The 20,244-nt window shown below is 42.6% G+C and carries 17 protein-coding genes; 10 read left to right on the forward strand and 7 right to left on the reverse strand.

Annotated elements, in window-relative coordinates; genetic code table 11:
* Positions 1-574: 574 nt before the first annotated feature.
* From FTU75_RS09315 to FTU75_RS09345, 7 genes are all read left to right on the forward strand, one after another.
* Entirely contained in the window at positions 575-1,531 is a 957-nt protein-coding gene (locus FTU75_RS09315) for a VacJ family lipoprotein (RefSeq protein WP_180115824.1), read from the forward strand.
* Positions 1,532-1,629: 98 nt separating this feature from the next.
* The gene (gigA, locus tag FTU75_RS09320; RefSeq protein WP_078192616.1) at positions 1,630-2,598 is read left to right on the forward strand and encodes an RsbU family protein phosphatase GigA; all 969 of its coding nucleotides are present in this window, start codon (positions 1,630-1,632) and stop codon (positions 2,596-2,598) included.
* A 112-nt stretch (positions 2,599-2,710) separates the two neighbouring features.
* Positions 2,711-3,229, forward strand: coding sequence for an anti-anti-sigma factor GigB (gene gigB / locus FTU75_RS09325; protein WP_078189558.1), 519 nt, complete (start codon positions 2,711-2,713; stop codon positions 3,227-3,229).
* A gap of 32 nt (positions 3,230-3,261) precedes the next feature.
* On the forward strand, positions 3,262-4,086 hold the full coding sequence (locus tag FTU75_RS09330) for a carbon-nitrogen hydrolase family protein (protein ID WP_180011795.1): 825 nt from the start codon (positions 3,262-3,264) through the stop codon (positions 4,084-4,086).
* Between the two features lie 95 nt (positions 4,087-4,181).
* Positions 4,182-4,607, forward strand: a complete 426-nt coding sequence (locus FTU75_RS09335; RefSeq protein ID WP_078189560.1) for an organic hydroperoxide resistance protein — start codon at positions 4,182-4,184, stop codon at positions 4,605-4,607.
* A 198-nt stretch (positions 4,608-4,805) separates the two neighbouring features.
* Positions 4,806-5,201 (forward strand): DUF4951 domain-containing protein, encoded by a 396-nt coding sequence (locus FTU75_RS09340; protein ID WP_180115825.1) that lies wholly within the window; start codon positions 4,806-4,808, stop codon positions 5,199-5,201.
* 172 nt (positions 5,202-5,373) lie between these two features.
* Positions 5,374-5,724, forward strand: coding sequence for a hypothetical protein (locus FTU75_RS09345; protein WP_180115826.1), 351 nt, complete (start codon positions 5,374-5,376; stop codon positions 5,722-5,724).
* A 56-nt stretch (positions 5,725-5,780) separates the two neighbouring features.
* Here the strand turns inward: FTU75_RS09345 and gspE are convergent, their stop codons facing one another.
* Positions 5,781-7,268, reverse strand: coding sequence for a type II secretion system ATPase GspE (gene gspE / locus FTU75_RS09350; protein WP_180084646.1), 1,488 nt, complete (start codon positions 7,266-7,268; stop codon positions 5,781-5,783).
* A 100-nt stretch (positions 7,269-7,368) separates the two neighbouring features.
* Here gspE and FTU75_RS09355 point away from each other — a divergent pair, with 100 nt between their 5' ends.
* Both FTU75_RS09355 and FTU75_RS09360 read left to right on the forward strand, forming a co-directional pair.
* Complete coding sequence (locus tag FTU75_RS09355; RefSeq protein ID WP_111884712.1) at positions 7,369-8,190, forward strand: hypothetical protein; 822 nt, start codon at positions 7,369-7,371, stop codon at positions 8,188-8,190.
* Positions 8,191-8,199: 9 nt separating this feature from the next.
* Positions 8,200-9,123: a mechanosensitive ion channel family protein gene (locus tag FTU75_RS09360; protein ID WP_180050202.1), complete on the forward strand. Its 924-nt coding sequence runs from the start codon at positions 8,200-8,202 to the stop codon at positions 9,121-9,123.
* 121 nt (positions 9,124-9,244) lie between these two features.
* On the opposite strand, the gene FTU75_RS09365 is transcribed toward FTU75_RS09360, so the two are convergent.
* Positions 9,245-12,031 (reverse strand): DUF2339 domain-containing protein, encoded by a 2,787-nt coding sequence (locus FTU75_RS09365; protein WP_180115945.1) that lies wholly within the window; start codon positions 12,029-12,031, stop codon positions 9,245-9,247.
* A 163-nt stretch (positions 12,032-12,194) separates the two neighbouring features.
* Between FTU75_RS09365 and polA the strand changes: the two genes are divergently transcribed.
* Positions 12,195-14,960 carry a DNA polymerase I gene (polA, locus tag FTU75_RS09370; protein ID WP_180115827.1) on the forward strand — a complete coding sequence of 922 codons (2,766 nt, stop codon included), beginning with the start codon at positions 12,195-12,197 and terminating at the stop codon, positions 14,958-14,960.
* A gap of 161 nt (positions 14,961-15,121) precedes the next feature.
* On the opposite strand, the gene FTU75_RS09375 is transcribed toward polA, so the two are convergent.
* The 5 genes from FTU75_RS09375 to ppx are packed head-to-tail and all read right to left on the reverse strand — an operon-like array spanning position 15,122 to position 20,231.
* Positions 15,122-15,685, reverse strand: a complete 564-nt coding sequence (locus FTU75_RS09375) for a YggT family protein (protein ID WP_078189567.1) — start codon at positions 15,683-15,685, stop codon at positions 15,122-15,124.
* Between the two features lie 27 nt (positions 15,686-15,712).
* Complete coding sequence (proC, locus tag FTU75_RS09380; protein ID WP_180007240.1) at positions 15,713-16,543, reverse strand: pyrroline-5-carboxylate reductase; 831 nt, start codon at positions 16,541-16,543, stop codon at positions 15,713-15,715.
* A complete protein-coding gene (gene tilS / locus FTU75_RS09385) occupies positions 16,540-17,916 on the reverse strand; it encodes a tRNA lysidine(34) synthetase TilS (RefSeq protein WP_180115828.1) in 1,377 nt (458 codons plus the stop codon). Before tilS ends, proC begins: the two co-directional genes overlap by 4 nt.
* Positions 17,853-18,677: an acetyl-CoA carboxylase carboxyltransferase subunit alpha gene (locus FTU75_RS09390; RefSeq protein ID WP_180115829.1), complete on the reverse strand. Its 825-nt coding sequence runs from the start codon at positions 18,675-18,677 to the stop codon at positions 17,853-17,855. The genes tilS and FTU75_RS09390 overlap by 64 nt, the downstream gene beginning before the upstream one ends.
* A 33-nt stretch (positions 18,678-18,710) precedes the next feature.
* Positions 18,711-20,231: an exopolyphosphatase gene (ppx, locus tag FTU75_RS09395; protein WP_168378483.1), complete on the reverse strand. Its 1,521-nt coding sequence runs from the start codon at positions 20,229-20,231 to the stop codon at positions 18,711-18,713.
* Positions 20,232-20,244 lie beyond the last annotated feature (13 nt).

Raw genomic sequence — 20,244 nt, forward strand, 5'->3', positions numbered from 1 at the left:
CAGCGTTCAATCTGAGCCATGATCAAACTCTTCAGTTTAAAATCAATAGTACATATAGTGTACCAATCTTGGCTCATCAATTACTGACAAAAATTTGCTCAAATAAACTTCGAGTAATTTCTACCATCAATCAATGAAAATAATTTCGATCGATCAATCAGTAAAAATCCACACAAGTTGTTCTTCATAATCTTTTAATGATCTTCTTGTTGGTTCGTCACCATCAAGCTAGGTCGGCTATATTACTCTTTATTTCTAAAGAGTCAACTAGTAATTTAAATTATTTTTAAACTTATCAAATAAAACCCAACTTAATCAATTCAACCAAGTTATTGTTTTATCAGAAGTTTTAATCTTCATCACCGCCGATGGATGTGCATTCTACAGCATTTCTGATCCAACGCAACACCCTTTTTTAAATAATTATTTTGAGCGCACATTTTTCGCTCAAATTACATTTTTTCATTCATATTTTGATCAAATTTGGTTTAATAGTAATAAATCAAGATTATTTGAACGTTTTTACTTATTATACGGCAAACATTTTGCCGCGCTAAAAGCGTCAGGACTATATATGCGCCAAACTTCTTTTTTATATGCAGGATTATTGTCACTTGTCGTAACAACACCTGTATTTGCAAATGACGAGGCTTCAGCACCTGTTGCTCAAGACTCAGAAGCTGCCAATAAATCAAAAACACAACAACTTGCGCATGCTGCGATGGTCAAGTCATCTGAAGTTGCAAAAAAATTATCTGTAAATGCCAATGCAGCACAATCAGAAGAAGATAAAGACCCTTTCCAACCGATCAACCGGAAAGTTTACGCATTTAATGATTATTTAGATGTCCATATTGCCCGCCCTGTTGCTGTGCAATATGTAGCAAAAACCCCTAAGGATATACGTGAATCGTATCGTTTATTCCGTAAAAATTTGGGCGAACCTTGGAATGCATTTAACCAACTCATCCAAGGTCGACCGACACGTGCCGCAAAAAGTCTGGGGCGTTTTACTGTTAATACACTGACAACTTTAGGCTTTGCTGACCCTGCAAGCCGTCTAGGTCTAGAAACCGAAGATGAAAACTTTGGCGCGACTTTAGGTTATTACGGTATTCCTTCTGGTCCTTATATTGTTTTACCAGTGCTTGGTCCAAGCACATTGCGTCAAACTGTGGGGCTTGCTGTAGATAGTCAAGGACGTCCACAGAAATATATGCTTGATGGTCATGATGTGGCGTATTGGTCTGAGCAAACTTTACGTGGAATCGATACTCGCGCTCAATTACTGGATATCGAAGGTGTATTGCAAGGCGATAAATACGCTCAAATTCGTGATATTTATTTGCAACGCCTGAACTATTCTATTGCTGAGAAAAAAGGTATCGCTGAAGAAAACCTATTTATTGATGAAGAAGATGACGATATTGATGAATCTGAAGAAAATTCAGTAGACGTTTCATCTGATGATTCTACCGATTTCATTGATGATAGCATTTCAGATGATACCGACACGGTAACAACTGAATAAATAAAATTTTTCAATTGGCTGGTGTGGTTTTTCCCTCCAGCCATCATTAGCTTGCTATAGTACACTTATTGTCTATCGAAGGATTCATCTAATTCTTTATGTATTTCATTCAACCTACTCGTGATATTCCATATTTAGATCAGGTACTTGATGCGCTTCCTAGCGTACAAATGATTAACATTGAAGATCTAGACTTGTATGATCCAACGATCATTGCAATTGCTGATGTTGCCGACTTTTTAAATCACCAATGGACACTTCCTACTATTGTGCTTGCTTTTGAGCATGAAGGTGCTGCATTGGCTCAAGCGTGGCAACAAGGCGCTTTAGCAGGATGGGTGTGGGACCATATTCCAACCAACCTTCAGGTGGCACTCACTAAAATTGATGCGCAATACAAACGCAATCAAGATAGCCGTGATCTCCCTTCTGCTGCAGATTTGCAAAAACGTTTACTGCCCAACCCGATTGAACTCCACAACTATAAAATTGAAACATTCTTCCAGCCTTCAGCCTATTTATCTGGTGATTGGTACGATTACTGGAAAATCAGCGATAAAGAAATCATGTTTTATCTCGCAGATGTATCTGGTCATGGGGTAACGAGTAGTTTACTAACCTCATGGATGGCTGCTTTCCACGGTCGTTCAAAAACCCCGAGAGAACTCATCAAAAAGCTCAATGGCATGTTGGTTCAAGAAAATATTGAAAAGCACATTACCATGATTGCGGGGATACTCAATCTCGATACGCATGTCTTGAAATGGTCTAGTGCAGGGCATTATCCGCCGGCCATTTTATTTGAACCCGGTCTTCCCGCACGAATTTTAAATACCAGTAGCTTTCCACTTGGCTTAACTGAAGACCTAGAAGTTGAAGAGTTTGAATTTACCTTAAATCGTTATTCACGCTTTGTAATTTGCTCGGATGGCGCACTTGAACCTTTTGACGGTGGATTGAATGAACAGCTAGGTCAATTGGTCTATCACTTGCAAAATCAATCATTTCAAGCACCAGACCATGTTGCCGACGATATTGCCATCCTAAGTTTACGTCGAATCAATTAATCACGAAATCAATTACTTAAACCGAATACGACTTTCTGATCATACTCGGCTACTTGAGTAAGCTGTGCCCCTATGGGATAATTTACTATCCTTCTCTGCAAATGGCATTTATATGTCAACAGGTCATGTTGAATATGCAAGCTTGAACGGAACGCATATTTTTAAGCTTATTGGCGAAGTGCGTGCCCAATCTTGTATTAGTCTAGACAAGTTATTAAACAAAATTGAACAGCAACAAAATGTCGTCGGTGCAATCGTTGATTTAACCCAAACGACATTTATCGATAGTACTGTCCTTGGCATTTTGGCTAAACTGGGTTTGAAGCTCAAACAAGTTCACCATATCCAAGCGGTAATGTTGTCTACAAACTCTGATATCACAACGCTTGCCAATAGCATGGGTTTAGGTCAGGTGTTTGTTATTTTGAATTATTGTGGTGATCCAAGTGTATGCACTCGCGCACTTATGGAAGAACACATTACCCATAGCAATATGCTGAATACGGTTTTAGATGCACACAAAACGCTGATGAAACTAAATGATAGCAACCAAAATATGTTTGAGCCTTTGGTCAAACAACTGCAAAAAGAGCAGGACAATCTAGAGCAACCCAAGCAGCAAAATGTCTAATTTAGGTTAATCACAGCAGAGACCCTCTTCGCATGACTTTACTTTCCGTTGCACAAATGAATTCTCAAAATGACATTGAAGATAACTTCAAAGTGATCGAATCATTGATGCAACAAAGTCAGGCTCAAGGTGCGAGTCTCATTGTATTTCCTGAAAATTTTGTCTGCTTTGCCGCAGGTAAACAACGCGAAACCGCGGCGCAATTTGAAAGTATTCAGCAGCGACTAGAACAACTCGCACATCGTTATCAACTTTGGATTGTTGCGGGCACACTCCCATGCCCTTATCGTCCAGATGGTTCAATCATTCAAGATGGCCGTGTCCGTACTGTCAGCCTGTGTATCAGCCCTGAACGTACCGAAGCACGTTATGACAAAATTCATTTATTTGATGTGCAAGTTGGTGACGCTGTCGGTGGCTATCAAGAATCAAAATTTTTTGAACCTGGTACTGAAACCGTAGTTGCAACAACACCTTTTGGCAATATTGGCCTGATGGTGTGCTACGACTTGCGCTTTCCTGAACTGGCTTTGAAACTTCGTAGCCAAGGTGCAAACATTTTAACGGCGCCTGCAGCTTTTACTTATACCACGGGTGAAATGCACTGGCAGTTGTTACTGCAAGCTCGTGCCATGGATAGTCAATGTGCCGTATTAGGTGCCGCACAACAAGGCTGGCATGGTGAAAAGCGTCAAACTTGGGGTCATGCTGGAGCAAGCAACAGCCGTGGTCAAATTTTAGCAATCACCGCGGAAGAAGGCGCTCAACTACTCACAGTTCCTTTTGACTTAGACGAGCAGCAACAGATTCGCGCATCAATGCCACTGATGCAGCACCGTGTTTTGGTTCAATATTGATTTTCACTCTGTATAAAATTACAAAAAAACTGAATATTATTTAAACAAAATCCCCCACGATATGATTTTGAACCATCATCTGAGGGATTAGAAAAATGACTTTAGAAAAAGCAGTTTATACAGCCCATGCAAAAGCCACTGGTGGTCGTGATGGTCGTGCAACGACATCCGATGGTCATTTAGATGTTCAATTGGCTGTGCCTAAAATTATGGGGGGTACAGGTAATGGTACAAATCCCGAACAACTCTTCGCCGCTGGTTATTCAGCCTGTTTTTTAGGTGCAATGAAATTTGTGTCAAACCGAGATAAAATTTCGATTGCCCCTGCTGCCTATGTCGAGGGTGATGTGGGTATCGGCCCTATTCCAACAGGATTTGGTATCGAAGTGACGCTTAATATTCATCTTGAGGGTATGGATGCAAGCGAGGCGCAGAAATTGGTCGATGCCGCGCATATTGTGTGCCCCTATTCAAATGCGACCCGAAACAATATTAATGTCACTTTAAATGTTTTGACTTAAACCCATTTGTACCTATCTATACAAAGCACTGTTTTAATTCTTATAAAATAGTGCTTTGAGCTTTTTTACTTCTACACATCTACAGCTGAGCTCAAAATAAAATCTTATCCATTTCCAATACATTTAAATATTCATATTCAGTTGCCAAAACCTTGCTAAAATATATAACGATTCTTATTTACATTCATTTGTTGATCTATGAAGCTTAAACCTCTCCTTATCAGTACATTGCTAATCAGCGCATCCACACTCAGTTTTGCTGAATTAACGCTGTCTGAAAAAGTCCGTCCTCAGATTAAATCCTTGGTCAATCCAGATATTCAACGTCTTGCGCTACCACCAACACCGAACAACATGTCTTTACCTGCCTATGGTCAAGGCATCATTGGTTGGGGTACAGGCCCAGAAGGTGCTGCAGCACGCTTAGCCAATATCAGCAAAGCCGACGTTGAAAAGCTTAAAACTCAAGATGTCACTTTAGAGATGGTTCAAACTTGGCAAAAGTTTTATGAAAATGAAACCCAGCGCAATGCAGGTAACCCGACCGCGCCCATTCGTGCTGAATTGATGAAGAAAGTTGTCAGTTTGTGGTAAGTGAAAGACCGTACAGCCCATATTTTTTGGGCTGTTTTTGTTCAAATTAAAATAAAAAATTATGAGACATTCGATAGAAAGAATAATGAATAAAATTTAAAAAATGTTTAATATTCAAACTATAATTAACTATACATCCATAAAAAATTAAAATCATTTTCAGGACTTTACAATGAAAACATACTTTTCGTTGCTTTTTCTAAGCTTGGCCTTAGCCGCATGTAGCCAAACACCTGCGCCTGATTTTTCAGGGGAATGGAAACAAACACCTGACACGGAGAGCCTACGCAAACTTTCCATTAGCAAACAAGGCGATGACTACCAAATTAAAGACGAATTTTGGCTCGATAAAAATAATACTGAGCGCACTTCTAGTGCTTCATCCGGTATGGCCGAAGTGAATAATGATGTTTTGAAATATAAAGAGAGCAATAACATTGAAATGAAACTCAGTGATGCAACTCACCTCACTCTGACAGATAAAGCATACGATGCTGTTATTCATTTTGAAAAGATTAACTAAAGCAAAGCCCCGAGTCCTTGCACAGGCTTCGGGGCTTTTTTTATAATTCACACCGACTATTCAGCCGCTTCATTGGTTACACGTAAAACCTCTTCTATCGTGGTTTTACCTGCCAAAACTTTACGCAATCCATCATCACGAATTGAACCCGCATTTGCACGTACATGATTTTCTAACTCAAACTCAGCAGCATTACCATGGATGAGGCGACGTGTTTGCTCATCAATCGGGACGATTTCATAAATTGCGGTACGCCCTGTAAATCCAGTATGCGAGCATTGTTCGCAGCCTTTAGGTTGTGGCAATTTTAATTCGGTCGAGGCATCGAGATGCTTAAATAAGTCTTTTTCAAAATCATCGGCATCATGCCAAGTCGCACAATGACGGCACAAGGTTCGAACCAAACGCTGCGCCACCACACCTATCAATGAGCTTGACAGTAGAAAGGGTTCAATCCCCATGTCTTTAAGACGGGTCACTGCACCGATTGCTGTATTGGTATGCAGCGTTGAAAGTACCAAATGGCCTGTTAATGACGCTTGTACTGCAATTTCAGCAGTTTCTAAATCACGAATCTCCCCGACCATCACCACATCTGGGTCTTGTCGAAGCATGGCTTTTAATGCACGAGCAAAGGTCATATCCACTTTGGTATTGACCTGCGTCTGCCCGATCCCTTCAAGTTGATACTCAATTGGATCTTCCGCAGTCAATATATTTTTTGAACCATCATTTAGATCAGACAATGCCGCATATAAGGTTGTGGTTTTACCCGAACCCGTTGGTCCCGTAACCAAAATAATGCCATGCGGACGATGTACCAGTTGTTTCAATCGATCATAGTCATGCTGCATCAAGCCCAAATGGGTCATGTTTAAACGCCCAGCTTGTTTATCGAGTAAACGCATCACCACACGTTCACCATAGGAAGATGGTAAGGTTGATACACGAACATCAACTTCTCGGCCCGCCAAACGTAGTGAAATACGACCATCTTGTGGAATTCGCTTTTCTGCAATATCGAGTTTGGCCATGACTTTGATCCGTGACACCAACAGTGGTGCTAGTTCACGACGTGGCTGCACAATTTCACGTAACTGACCATCGACACGTAAGCGGACAGACAGCTTTTTTTCAAAAGATTCGATATGAATATCTGAAGCACCGACACGGATCGCTTCAGACAATAAGGCATTGATTAACCGTACAATCGGCGCATCATCCTCCTGATCCATCAAATCTTCAGCTTCTGGTACAGAGTCCGCAAGGCTAAGTAAATCAGGATGATCTTCCAGACCCGCTACCACTTGTTGAGACTCACCGGTGTCTCCGGCAAAGCTTGCACTGAGTAATTGATTAAACTCTTGCTCACTACATAATTGATATTGTGCAGGATGCCCTAAATAGCGACGTGCTTCTTGTAAAGCCAGCAGTGGCGTGCTGTCACGACGTACAATAAAAGCTTGATCACCCTCATATCGAAGCAATACGCCATGACGTTTGGCAAAACTATATGGTATTTGTAATTGTTTAAGTACTTGCATCACGCATTATAATGATGAAAAAAGTTGTTTTGAGTGTACTCTAAGCATCTGACAGCGTGAAGTCTGTTTTTAGGATTTATCAGGACAAGGGATATACGCATTGCCATTAGAAAATGATTTGACTGAAAAGGAATCCCCAAAACGTAAATGGTGGGGGGAATATCAATTTGAACTGAATCACCCGCGCAGTTGGCAGTTTGGGTCTTTATTGTTCCGGGTGACGCGCGGCATGCAAGAGTGGCGTATGGAATATCATCGCCCGACCTTTCAGTTTGACTATGAGCAGCAATGGCATCCGATTCAAGACCCTGAATTTGGTTTTCCACAACCCATTAAAATGGAACGTTATATGTTCCGCCAGACGCATGACAAAATTCAAATCATGCCACGTTTGGCAGATCGGTCTGTGGTGATTAAACCGGTCGATCCGATTTATATTCCAGCCGGACAGCGCGGAACGCTATATATCAGTACGCCGCTGTGGATTGCCGGCTTTGTCGAAGGTCTTAGAGAACCCTTGTTTGATATACCTGTGATTTTACCTAAAGATACTTGGTTTGGACCAAATCATCGAATGGGGGAAATTTGCTATGCCACAGCAGTCGATGGTCGTACAGAACTCAAACAACTCAAACCTCGTGCTTTTCGTGCAGTAACCCCTATTGAGTTTCATAACGTGAGTAACCAACAGATTCGTTTTGACCGAATGAATGTCCCTGTACCGGCTTTGCCATTATTTTATAGTGAAAGTACGGGACGTTTATGGACTTCACAAATTCGGGTCGTCCATGAAGGTCATGACAAACCGCCGCGGGTCAAAATTGAAAACCGTACACCACCACAAGCGGGTGACGTTGTTTATCTACATCCGCCACGCGAGTCAGCCAATGTGCTGTTCAATATGTTTGATTCATTTTTCTAAGGGCGAGCCATGGCAGATTTAAATATTTCGACAGAAATCACCAGCAGCCTAAAAGGAATGGTCGCCAATCTCAATACCGATCGGCTGACAGAATTATTGGTGGCTGTTTTATTGGCAGTCATCGGCTTTCTGATTGCCCGTTTTATCTCGAATACCTTTATTCGTACTGTGGGTATGCGTTTCAATGCTCATCAGCAGTTGGTTTGGCGTCGCGGGATTTTCTATTTCATCTTTTTAATCTTTGTGATGGCAAGTTTAAAAGAAGCCGGCTTTAAACTCAGCGTCTTCTTGGGTGCGGCAGGTATTTTAACGGTCGCACTGGGTTTTGCCTCGCAAACGTCCGCATCCAACCTGATCAGCGGGATGTTCTTGATCGGTGAAGGGTCTTTTGAAGTTGGTGATACCATTCAATTGACACTGATTCGTGGACATACTATTGAAGGTGAAGTGATCTCGATTGATTTACTGTCGGTCAAATTACTTACGCAGGACAATGTCTATGTCCGTTTGCCGAATGAACAACTGATTCGCGCGCCTGTACATAACTTGTCTAAGTTTCCAATACGGCGCATTCCAATTACCCTTGCGATTAACTTTCATGAAGACATCATCAAAGTCCGTGAAGTTTTATTAGATGCCGTTAGTAAATATCCATTGGTCTTGGCCGATCCTAAACCTGCCGTGACTGTCACTGCCTTTCGTGAATCTTCCATTGAGCTGCTTTTTGCTATTTGGTGTCAAAGAGAGAATTTCCTGAAAGTCCGTGATGAAATGCAGGAACGGATTCGTAATGCTTTTGTCGAAAATAAAATTGAAATTCCTGTACCGAAAATGGGTTTTGTTGACCACCCGCTTTCTACGCAAGCAAGCAATGCCGACGTCGATCAATATGCCAATGCACAAGAGATCCAACGAGAACCTCAACTCAAATAATGGTCTATCGACTTGATATGAAAAGCCCTGCATATCTTCAAATGTGCAGGGTTTTTTTATCATGTACTTTTATAGCCATCGACCTGTACAGCTTAGTGATCTCGTACCTTTAAGAATTTCATCATGGTTCAACCTTGTCATTCGGCATGGGTGCAATATAGGCAATCAAAAGCATGGCAAAACCTGCCGCCATAAATGAAATCACTCGCATGAGTGTGCCGACATGAGATAAATCCAGCAAGACCAATTTCAAAGTGACCAAGACCAAAATACTGCCGCCGAGCAGCCAAACTGAACGTAATTGACGCTGAGCGGCAAAGCGCATACTCACCAAAGCCAATAACACCCACAGCACGGTAAAACTCAGCTGAATGGTCGCATTACTCCAAATGTCTAAACTGTTATAAGGTGTATCCAGATACCTATGTAAGGCACGGAGCACAACATAGCTACTTAACCAAAGTAGCCCTAGGACACTCAACACGGCAGCCAAGCTACGATCTAAACCAGCTTTTAACTGTTGATTCAACATCCATAAAAAAGCCGCTAACAACAGCAAACTCACTGCATCAAAAGGATTCAGTATCGGCAAGATATATCCCACAAAGGCCTGCTGACTAAATAATTGCGAACTAATGATCCAAATTAAAGCCAAAAACAAACTGCTACGCGCTTGCCAAAACATTTTCCAGGCCGGTTGCTGCGCTTGCCAATAACACCATGCACAAAATAACAGCGGCAAAATTACCACACTGATATACGGCATACTGGGTATCAACGTCAGACTGGTCCACGCCAAGCTGCTCAAAATTCCGAGACTGACCCATTCTTTTTCTTCACGCACACCGAGTAATGGTCGTAGCCAAAGCAGCGTCAAGCACAGCCCAGCGAATGCAAAATACATCTGCTCCATCGTTGAATGCCAAAGTAACTGACCGTTCTCACTCACTGAAATAACTTGGTACAGCCCCATCACATAAACAGGTACTAGACCCGTCCACTTAATGATGGACCAACTCCACGAAGCTTTTCGTTTTAACAAGCCTTCATTCACCAACAGATAGGCCACACTGACGATCAATAGACTCAAGGCCAATTGATGACTACTCTGCAGCCAATCTAAGAGCAACATGATGAACATAGTAGTTGCTGAGAGCATTTGCACACATTGAAAGGCAATACTCGAACTTGAAAGCTGTTTATGAAATGCAGGAACAGCATGCGTCACGATAATGGCCGCCAAATAGCTCAAACACACGCCCCAATACATCTGTGCAGGGAAATGTGGCAGTTGAACCAAATAATACAGACTTGAACAACCCGCCATCACCAAGAGCGCCATGCCTAAATAACGGCTGATATTGGACTGCTTGTATAGGGCATATATAAATATCAATGCACCTTCAACTGCCCAACCGACCACACTCCACTGCTCTTTCAATACTATCGGTGGAATCAATGCCAAGAAAATTAAGGTCAAACTCAAATAACTTTGTGCAATCACTGGGATCACCGCACTACGCTTACTGATGCTATACAGTGCGGCAAAAAGCGCTGCGAATAGCAAGCTATACCCCGCCTGCCATACCGTTTCCTCAAAATACATCAAATACAATGCCAGATAAGCAAGCACTGGTGCAGCAAAAATCAGTGCAATATCCAAGGCAGGTTTGAGTTGAAAGTGCGCAAGATCCTGTTTCGCCAATAACTGGCTAAAACGAAAACCGAGCCAAATAAAAATCGCAGCGTGAGCTAAAACCAACACGCTCATCATCTGACGTTCGGTGGTGTATCCGTGGTAAAAAGCATATCCTCCACCCATAATCACCGTCATCAAAAAAGCGATTTGATTCAGATATTTCCACGGTCTTAATGTACTCATGACCGCAACAGCAATATTAATCACAAGATAATAGGCAATAAATTCCGTTGCAGTTGCATCACGAACAGGCAAGGTAAATGGCGCAAGATAGGCGATCAGCATTGCCATAATTGCCAGTTCTACCGACTGTTGTTTCAAACTGAGCCAAATCGTCAATGCCATAAGCGTTGCATACATCACACAGGCTATGCTAAAGCCCGAAATCACGGCATTGTAATAGGCAAAAAATAAAGTCAAAAACAGCGCTGCAAGACCTAGACCTTCTAGAGCCAAGGCAAAACTGCGATTTTTGGTTTGCAGCAAAAAACCCAGTCCCACAACACCAGCACTGATCAAACTCACGATCAGCAGTTTCATGGCCAAGCTTAGTTGCCAATGCTCTGTGGCAAATCTGAGTAATAGCACCACGCCAATCACCAAGACCAATACCGCCACTTTTAACACGGGATTGCCTTGGAAAAGCCATTGCTGAATTTGACTAGATAGATTTGGCGCAGACTTGGATGGTGTATTAGAAGGTGTTGAATTGAATGGTGTCTGATGTCTAGCTTTACCAATTTCCGTCGCGGGATGTACAGATGGTGTATCGTCAGAATCAAAATTTTCAGGACGGTCTATTGTCGACGCTGATATTGAAGTAGCTGCATGAATCGATTGCGAGTGAAGCGCACGTCCTTGCAATAGATGCAGCTGACGTTCTAATCGTTTCAGCCAGCGCAGAAAAAAATAAACCCACAGGCCAATCCCGATCGCAACCAAATATCCTAATTCTGTTAACAGTCCAACGACCGTTAATAACGATGCAATATATAACGGAACCTTTGATGTCACTTGAAATGGTTGTTTTGATGAGCTCAGTGCATCAGCGCCGTGCTGTAAATCATCGACATAATTCATCACACTGAGCATAAAACCGATGCCACTGATATAACTCAGAATACGGAGGTCTAAATACCATGCCCCGATCCCTACCAAGATCAGCGTCATCAACCAAATCATCTTGAGTTCATTATTCTGTTTCAGCATACCTGCTTCGTCATTTTCCTGAATGTTTTGATGATACATGAGCCTGACCGATGGATTAAAACTATTCATCAGTGATTCGGTAAGTTACATATACAATCTAGACTCAGCGTACGGGCAAAAAATCACGTACAATAAAACCGTTTTTAGGATTAGGAAATTATCAATGCCACCATTTGTCTTGGTCGATGGCTCATACTTTTTATTTCGTGCTTACCATGCACTGCCACCATTAACCACTTCAACCGGTTTGCATACCAATGCAATCCGAGGTGCCATTTCTGCCATCCAAAAATTAATGCGTCGCATCCAACCGACGCATATGGCCGTTATTTTCGATACACCTGAACCAACCTTCCGTCATGAATTGTCCCCGATTTATAAGGGTGACCGTCCAAGTATGCCTGAAGAATTATCACAACAAATTCCATATCTTCATGCATTAATTCGTGCTCTAGGGATTCCACTACATATGTTGCCGGGCGCTGAAGCCGATGACATTATCGGAACTTTGGCCAAACGCGCTGAAGCAGCCGGTCATCAAGTTTTAATCTCCACCGGTGACAAAGACATGGCACAGCTCGTTACTGAGCGTGTCACTTTAGAAGACAGCTTCAAAGACAAACCTATGGACGTTCAAGGTGTTTTTGAAAAATTTGGGGTGTGGCCGAATCAAATCATTGACTACCTCACGCTGATGGGCGATGCCTCTGATGGTATCCGTGGTGTACCCGGTGTTGGCGCAAAAACGGCAGCGAAACTTTTAACCGAGTACGGCTCGATTGGCGGCATTTTAGAAAATGTCGACAGTATTAAAGGTAAAGTCGGTCAAAACATTAAAGACAATATCGAAGGGATTGCTCTTGACCACCAACTGGCGAGTATTGTTTGTGACCTCGACATGGGTCTTAAATACGAAGATTTGAAACTTGCCGATCCAAATATTCCAGCACTGCGTGATTTATATACGGAACTAGAATTCCGTAACCAACTGCAGTCATTAGATCATCCGAACAACCCCAATGGCGCAACTTACAAACAAGCAGCCAAAGCCATCAACACCACGGCGACTGTTGCCAATGCACCTGAAGTTGAAGATCAAGCGGACAAAACCAGTGTTGATGACTTACTTGGTGAAGCACGTTATCACACGGTATTGAACCAAGAAGATTGGGATGTGTTATTTAAACGTCTAAATACTGAAAAGCGTTTTGCCTTTGATACTGAAACCACAAGCCTCGATTACCGCGTGGCACAGATTGTGGGTTTCTCGGTGGCTTTAGATGCACATGATGCCTATTACGTGCCGCTTGCGCATGATTATGAAGGTGCGCCGAAACAACTTGATCGCGACACGATCCTGAATCAACTCAAACCTTTACTTGAAGATAATGACGTACAAAAAATTGGTCATCATCTCAAATATGATGCACATGTCTTAGAAAATCATGGCATTCATTTGGCAGGTTGGTATTTCGATACCATGTTGGCCTCTTATGTCCTTAACTCTGTGGCTACACGTCATGGGATGGATGACGTCGCGCGTTTGTATTTAAGTCATCTCACTACGACGTTCGAACAAGTGGCGGGCAAAGGTGCAAAACAAAAGACCTTTAACCAAATTGAGCTTGAAACGGCAGCCCATTATGCCGCAGAAGATGCCCATGTGACCTATCGTCTATATGAAGTACTCGATAAGAAGTTACAAGCTCACCCGGAGCTGATCAATATTTTGCACAATATTGAAATGCCTGTTGCTCGTGTTCTAACCTCTATGGAAGAAAACGGCATTGAATTGGATATGAACTTCCTCGACCAACTCGGTGTGGAATTTGCCAATACCATTCAAAATTTAGAAACAGAAATTACCGATCTTGCGGGTCAAAGCTTCAATGTCAGCTCACCAAAACAAGTTGGTGAGATTCTGTTTGATAAATTAGGTTTAAAAGGCGGTAAGAAAACTTCTACAGGTCAGTACAGTACCAGTGAAAGTGTGTTAGAAAAAATCGACCATCCGATTACTGATTTAATTTTGGAATATCGTGGTCTCTCTAAACTGAAAAGCACCTATACCGACGGTTTGTTAAAGCAAGTGAATAATGACACACATCGTGTACATACCAGCTATCACCAAGCGTTAACGGCTACAGGTCGTCTGTCATCCACAGATCCAAACTTGCAAAACATTCCTGTCCGTGAAGATATTGGACGTCAAATCCGTAAAGCCTTTATTGCACCTGAAGGTCGCATTTTATTGGCAGCCGATTACTCGCAAATCGAATTACGTTTAATGGCGCACTTCTCACAAGATCATGCATTGGTCGATGCCTTCAATCATGGGCAAGATGTACATAAACGTACAGCGGCAGAAGTTTTGGGCATTCCACTCGACGAAGTGACTAGCAACCAACGTCGTCAAGCCAAAGCGGTGAACTTCGGTCTGCTCTATGGCATGTCAGAATTTGGTTTGACCCGTCAATTAGGTTTCACTCGTGAAGAGTCGCGTAACTATATTGGTAAATACTTCCAACGCTACCCTGGTGTTTTGGAATATATGGAACGTACTCGCCAAGTCGCACGTGAACAAGGTTTTGTGGAAACCATTTTAGGTCGTCGTCTGTATACACCGGACATTATGGCGAGCAACAAAATGGTGAAACAAGGCGCTGAACGTGCAGCGATTAATGCGCCGCTACAAGGTTCTGCGGCGGATATCATTAAACTAGCCATGATTGCAGTCGATAAAATCTTACCGAAAGATCAAGCCAAAATGTTACTGCAAGTACACGATGAATTGGTGTTTGAAGTTGATGCTGCAATTGCCGATGAACTGTCTGCCCAACTGACTGAAGTGATGCAATCTGTGTTGAAAATTTCCGTTCCACTGATTGTGGAAGTGGGTCACGGCAATAACTGGGACGAAGCACACTAATTCATTCACGTTCATTCACGCCTTTCTCCCTCTAGGAGGAAGGTTGGATGGAGGTGAGATGTTTATTAGTTAGTATAAATATCTTGTTTTACACCTCATATTAAATCCACAAAAAAAGGACGCCTCGGCGTCCTTTTTAATTTAACTCGTCTTAGCTCAGATTAAAGACCAGTCAATAATGCAATTGCGACTTGCTTCATAATGGTTTCCGCAACCAACAATGCCAAAATCGCAAAAATTGGTGACAAGTCAATCATCCCCATATTTGGAAGAATACGACGGAATGGCGCAAGTAGCGGTTCTGCCAATTCTTGAACCACTTCAATATAAGGCGAACGTGACTGACTAAACATCACGACCCAACTCAAAATAATCGATGCAAAAATTAAGTAACGACAAAAACGGATTAAATCCTGAATCATGGTCACAAAGGTCATAATGATCAAATGGAATGGACTATTCACCGCCACACCTGACAAATACATCAAACCAAACATTTTTAACAAATACAGAATCACCACCAACACCAATGCTGCAGTATTCACTCGACCTTTGGCCAAAGTTGGGAAAATTCGGCTAAAGATATCGACAATTTTTGTTGCTTTTGCTGTTGCCAAAACCACAGGGTTATATGGACTCACGGCAGCAAGCTGCATTAAAAAACGGAAAAATACGAGCAAAATTGCAACGTTAATAATGATTCCAAAAATTTGAGCAGAGCCCATACTTGAACTTTCCTAAATCAAATCGAATTATTTGGTGCTTTCGCTTAACTCTTGTGCCAACTCTTGGCTACGCTTTTGCGCTGCGGCTAAAGCGGCCTGAATATTTTGTGAAATTTGAGCATGATCAAATACTTCAATCGCAGCTTGTGTTGTACCGTTTGGAGAGGTTACATTTTTACGCAACTCCGCAGGACTGTTGGCACTGGTAATCGCCATTTGTGCAGCGCCCAATGCAGTTTGCAAGGTTAATGCTGTAGCCACTTTTTCATCCAAACCCATGTTTTTACCTGCACGGATCATACTTTCCATCATATAGAAAAAGTATGCAGGACCTGAGCCAGAAACAGCTGTTACTGCGTCAATCTGCGCTTCTGAGTTTACCCAAAGTGTTAAACCCGTTGAAGCCAAAACTTGACTTGCAAGATCACGATCTTCAGCTGAAACCGCTTCACCTGCATATAAGCCATGCGCACCGGTTTGAACTAAAGCCGGTGTATTTGGCATGACACGAACAATACGCTCTGTGCCTAATAGTTTTGAAATCGTTGCAATTTCTGCACCTGCAACAATTGAAATCACCAACTTCCCTTCTAGCAAACCTTGTAATGGTGCCAAAACTTTTGCCAACACCTGAGGTTTAACTGCAAAAAGAACAATGTCAGCATCTCGAATTGCCGCAACATTATCATCGGTCACATGCAAATCTTTTTCAGCCAAAAGCTCACGTACTTTTTCTACGGGATCTGAAACTGTAATACGTGTAGTCGGGACACCACGTGCAATTAGGCCACCAATTAAAGCCTGTGCCATGTTGCCGCCACCAATGAAACTGATATTACAATTTAGAATTGCGCTCATGATTGAAGATCCGATATTGCAGATTTAGCGTTAAGAGATAATGTCGGTTGCCAGCCAGCTTGAGTACAAAATTCAGACTGCGCCAACCAAAAGCCCTGAGGCGTAAAGACGCCTAGCATAACATTATCTCGGCTTAATATTTGAATAGTATGACGCTGCCATGGAAAAATTTGCGCCTGCTGAATGGCTTTTTTCAAAGGCCAACTTCCGACACGACCATATAAATGAATTTTTTCTCCGCCAAGGCGTGGGCGAATCTGCAGTTGCTGCCCCAATAATTCTGGTGATAAGCCAACCTCTGAGGGTTGAATCACAAAATGTCCTGCAGGCAACTTGAGGCACTGACCTGCAACACAAGTTACAACCTCAACCTCTTGAATGGGTTCAGTTGGCAGATATTCCGCTTTGGCAATCCGATGAAGTTGCTGTTGAAAGCGCAGATAATAAAATCCATTCCAGTGTAATGCCGCTTGCGAGTCTTCGCGTGAGCCAATCACTTCTGAAAATAAACGCTGTACCATTTCAAAACTAGGACGATATTGTCCCTCACCTTTCATCCAGTGCGATAACAACTGACGCTGACGTGCCAGACTGAGCTGTTGTAGAGCCACCAAAGATAACGCTTGCGATGAGCCGCAGACTGCTAAATCTTGTTGTAATACCTCATATAAAATTTCATCAGCATCTTGCATCAAGTAACTGGTTCGGCTCAGAGCTTGCTGCATTTTAGGAAATCGCTCACTGAGTAGTGGCCACAAAATTTCACGACTCCACGCGCGGTCATAGTCAGTATCAAAATTGGTGAGATCTTGAATATTTTGCACATGTAGCTGTGCTGCCCATTGGCAAATTTGCTCACGTGAAAGATCCAATAGCGGACGCCATAATGTAAAATCTTCACGTACATCGAATTTTTTCATGGCAGCAAGGCCATGGACACCGGCACCTGAAAGTAGGCGCAATATCAGTGTCTCGGCTTGATCTTGCTGATGATGCGCGAGTACTAATATTTCATCTGCTTGTAAATGTTGGGCAAAGGCTTGATAGCGGGCCGAGCGTGCTTGATTTTCAAGGTTACCTTGCCCAACCTGGACTTTCTGTATAATGAATGGGAGATTTAACGCTGCACACTGAGCGCGTACAAACTCGCCCCAAGCATGACTACACGCTTGTAGTTGGTGATCAATATAAATCACCCGTATTTTTTCAGGGCACAAAAACGACATAAGATGCAGCAGCAACATGGAATCCATGCCACCACTACATCCTATTAAAAATCGGCTTTGTTCAGGCAGCGCCTGAATTTGACTTAAGCAGTCAGCCCTAAATTGTCGCTGCCAAACTTCATTAAACGCTGATAACGCGCTTCGCATCGTTCGTTTGCATCCATTGGTTGCAGTTCTTCTAGAGCTTGCTTCAAGACCACTTTCAAATCCTGCATGACTTTTTCAGGGTTTAAATGTGCACCTTCCGCTTCATCCACCACGTATTCCACTATGCCCATCTTCTGCAATTTATCTGCCGTCAATGCTAATGCTTCACTTGCTTGTTCTGCTTTTTCTGCAGTTTTCCACAAAATAGATGCACAACCTTCAGGTGAAATCACTGAATAAATACTGTGAGATAACATAATCACACGGTCAGCTACGCCGATACCGAGCGCACCACCCGAACCACCTTCACCCAATACCGTTGCCACTACAGGCACTTTAAGTGAAGAAAGCTGAGCTAAGCTAGTTGCAATCGCTTCGGCCTGACCACGCTCTTCTGCACCCACACCTGGGTACGCACCCATGGTATCAATAAAGGTAAAGACTGGCAGATTAAAACGCTCGGCCATATCCAATAAACGCTGTGCTTTACGGTAACCTTCGGGGTTACTCATACCAAAATTATGTTGTAATTTTTCACGTGTACTACGACCACGGTGCTGACCTACAATCATCACAGGCTGACCATCTAAACGAGCCAAACCACCAATCATCGCTCCGTCATCACCAAATAGGCGGTCACCGTGCAAAGCATCGAACTCTGTAAAAATTTCGCCAACATAATCCAAAAACTGCGGACGATCAGGATGACGTGCGATCTGAACCGTAGTCCAGGCTTTAGATTGAGCTGCTTTATTTTTCATAGGTCGATCATTATCCCTAACTTAACTGGTCTGTTAATTGATAAATTGTTCCGACTGGATATTCAGTTCAATATCCCAATGCTTAAATTGCACTTGCTCATCATGCAAGTCTGCAACCAACAAAGGCCACTGTTTGGCATCACCAGAAACACTAAGTTGCCATTGTTGCGCATTGTCCACGCTTAATTCAATGGCAGGAAGCATCTCATCGCTGCGACTATGATTTAATAAAACTGCTAAACGAAGCAATAGACATAAGTAAACAAGTTTGTTACCACCGACTTTCATCACATCGACACGTGCATCACTGCGTAACTTACGACGATGATGCGCCACTAAATGCGACAAATGATTTTGATCAATTTGTGAGAAACCCGGAATATCCGAATGTTGCAGTAAATAAGCACCATGACGATGGTAACCACTATGACTGATCGCTAAGCCAATTTCATGCAAATACGCTGCACGACGCAGTAAATCACTGTCATCACTGGTCAAATTCAGTGCGGTCGCCACACCATTAAACAGTTGTTGAGCGGTATTTACAACACGTTCAGCTTGTTTCATATCTGCGTTGTAGCGACCCATCAACGCATGTACAGAACGGTCACGAACATCTTCATGTTGGAAACGTCCCAATAGGTCGTACATCACGCCTTCACGTAACGCGCCATCAGAATAAACCAATTTATCGATATTCAACACATCAAAGACGGCATACAAAATGGCAATGCCGGCTGGCAAAACTGCTCGACGGTCTTCTTTTAGACCATCAAATTCCATTTCATTGACATGCTTATATTTAAGCAATTTATCTTTGAGTTTAAATAAACCGTCACGTGTCAGTTCTTCCTGATCGTTGCTCCAGCCCATATTGACACAAATCTGACGACACGCTTTGATCGTGCCACTTGAACCGACAACAGTATCCCAGCCCGCAGCTTTATAAGTGTTGGCAATGCCTGCGATTTCCTTGCGAGCAGCATTTACCGCTTTATCAAAACTTTTCAGGTTAATTTCACCATCAGCAAAGAACGCTTTGGTAAAAGCGACACAGCCCATTTGCACAGATTCTGTATGAATCGGTTCAAACTCTTCACCAATAATCAACTCTGTTGAACCCCCACCGATATCAATCACAAGGCGGCGACCACTATTTGCCATAGTATGTGAGACCCCTAAATAAATTAGACGGGCTTCTTCACGACCAGCAATGATTTCAATTGGTTTTGGTAAAATTTCAGCGGCTTTTTGAATAAATTCATGACCATTTTTTGCTTGACGCAAGGCATTAGTCGCCACAATACGTAAACGGTTAGCTTGTACAGGATTTAAACGCCCAACAAAACGTGCTAGGCAGGCTAATCCTCGTTGCTGTGCGGCTTCAGTCAAATTTTTATTTTCGTCTAGACCTGCGGCAAGCTGTACTTTTTCTGACATTGATGCAACTTTTTTCACTTCACCATGGTCTACGCGTGCGATAGCCAAGTGGAAGCTGTTCGATCCCATATCGATAGCAGCAAGTAATTCTTCATCAATCAAAAAATCAGACATTATTCAAAAAAAC

The sequence above is a fragment of the Acinetobacter sp. YH12140 genome, from assembly GCF_013418475.1.
GTDB lineage: Bacteria > Pseudomonadota > Gammaproteobacteria > Pseudomonadales > Moraxellaceae > Acinetobacter > Acinetobacter amyesii.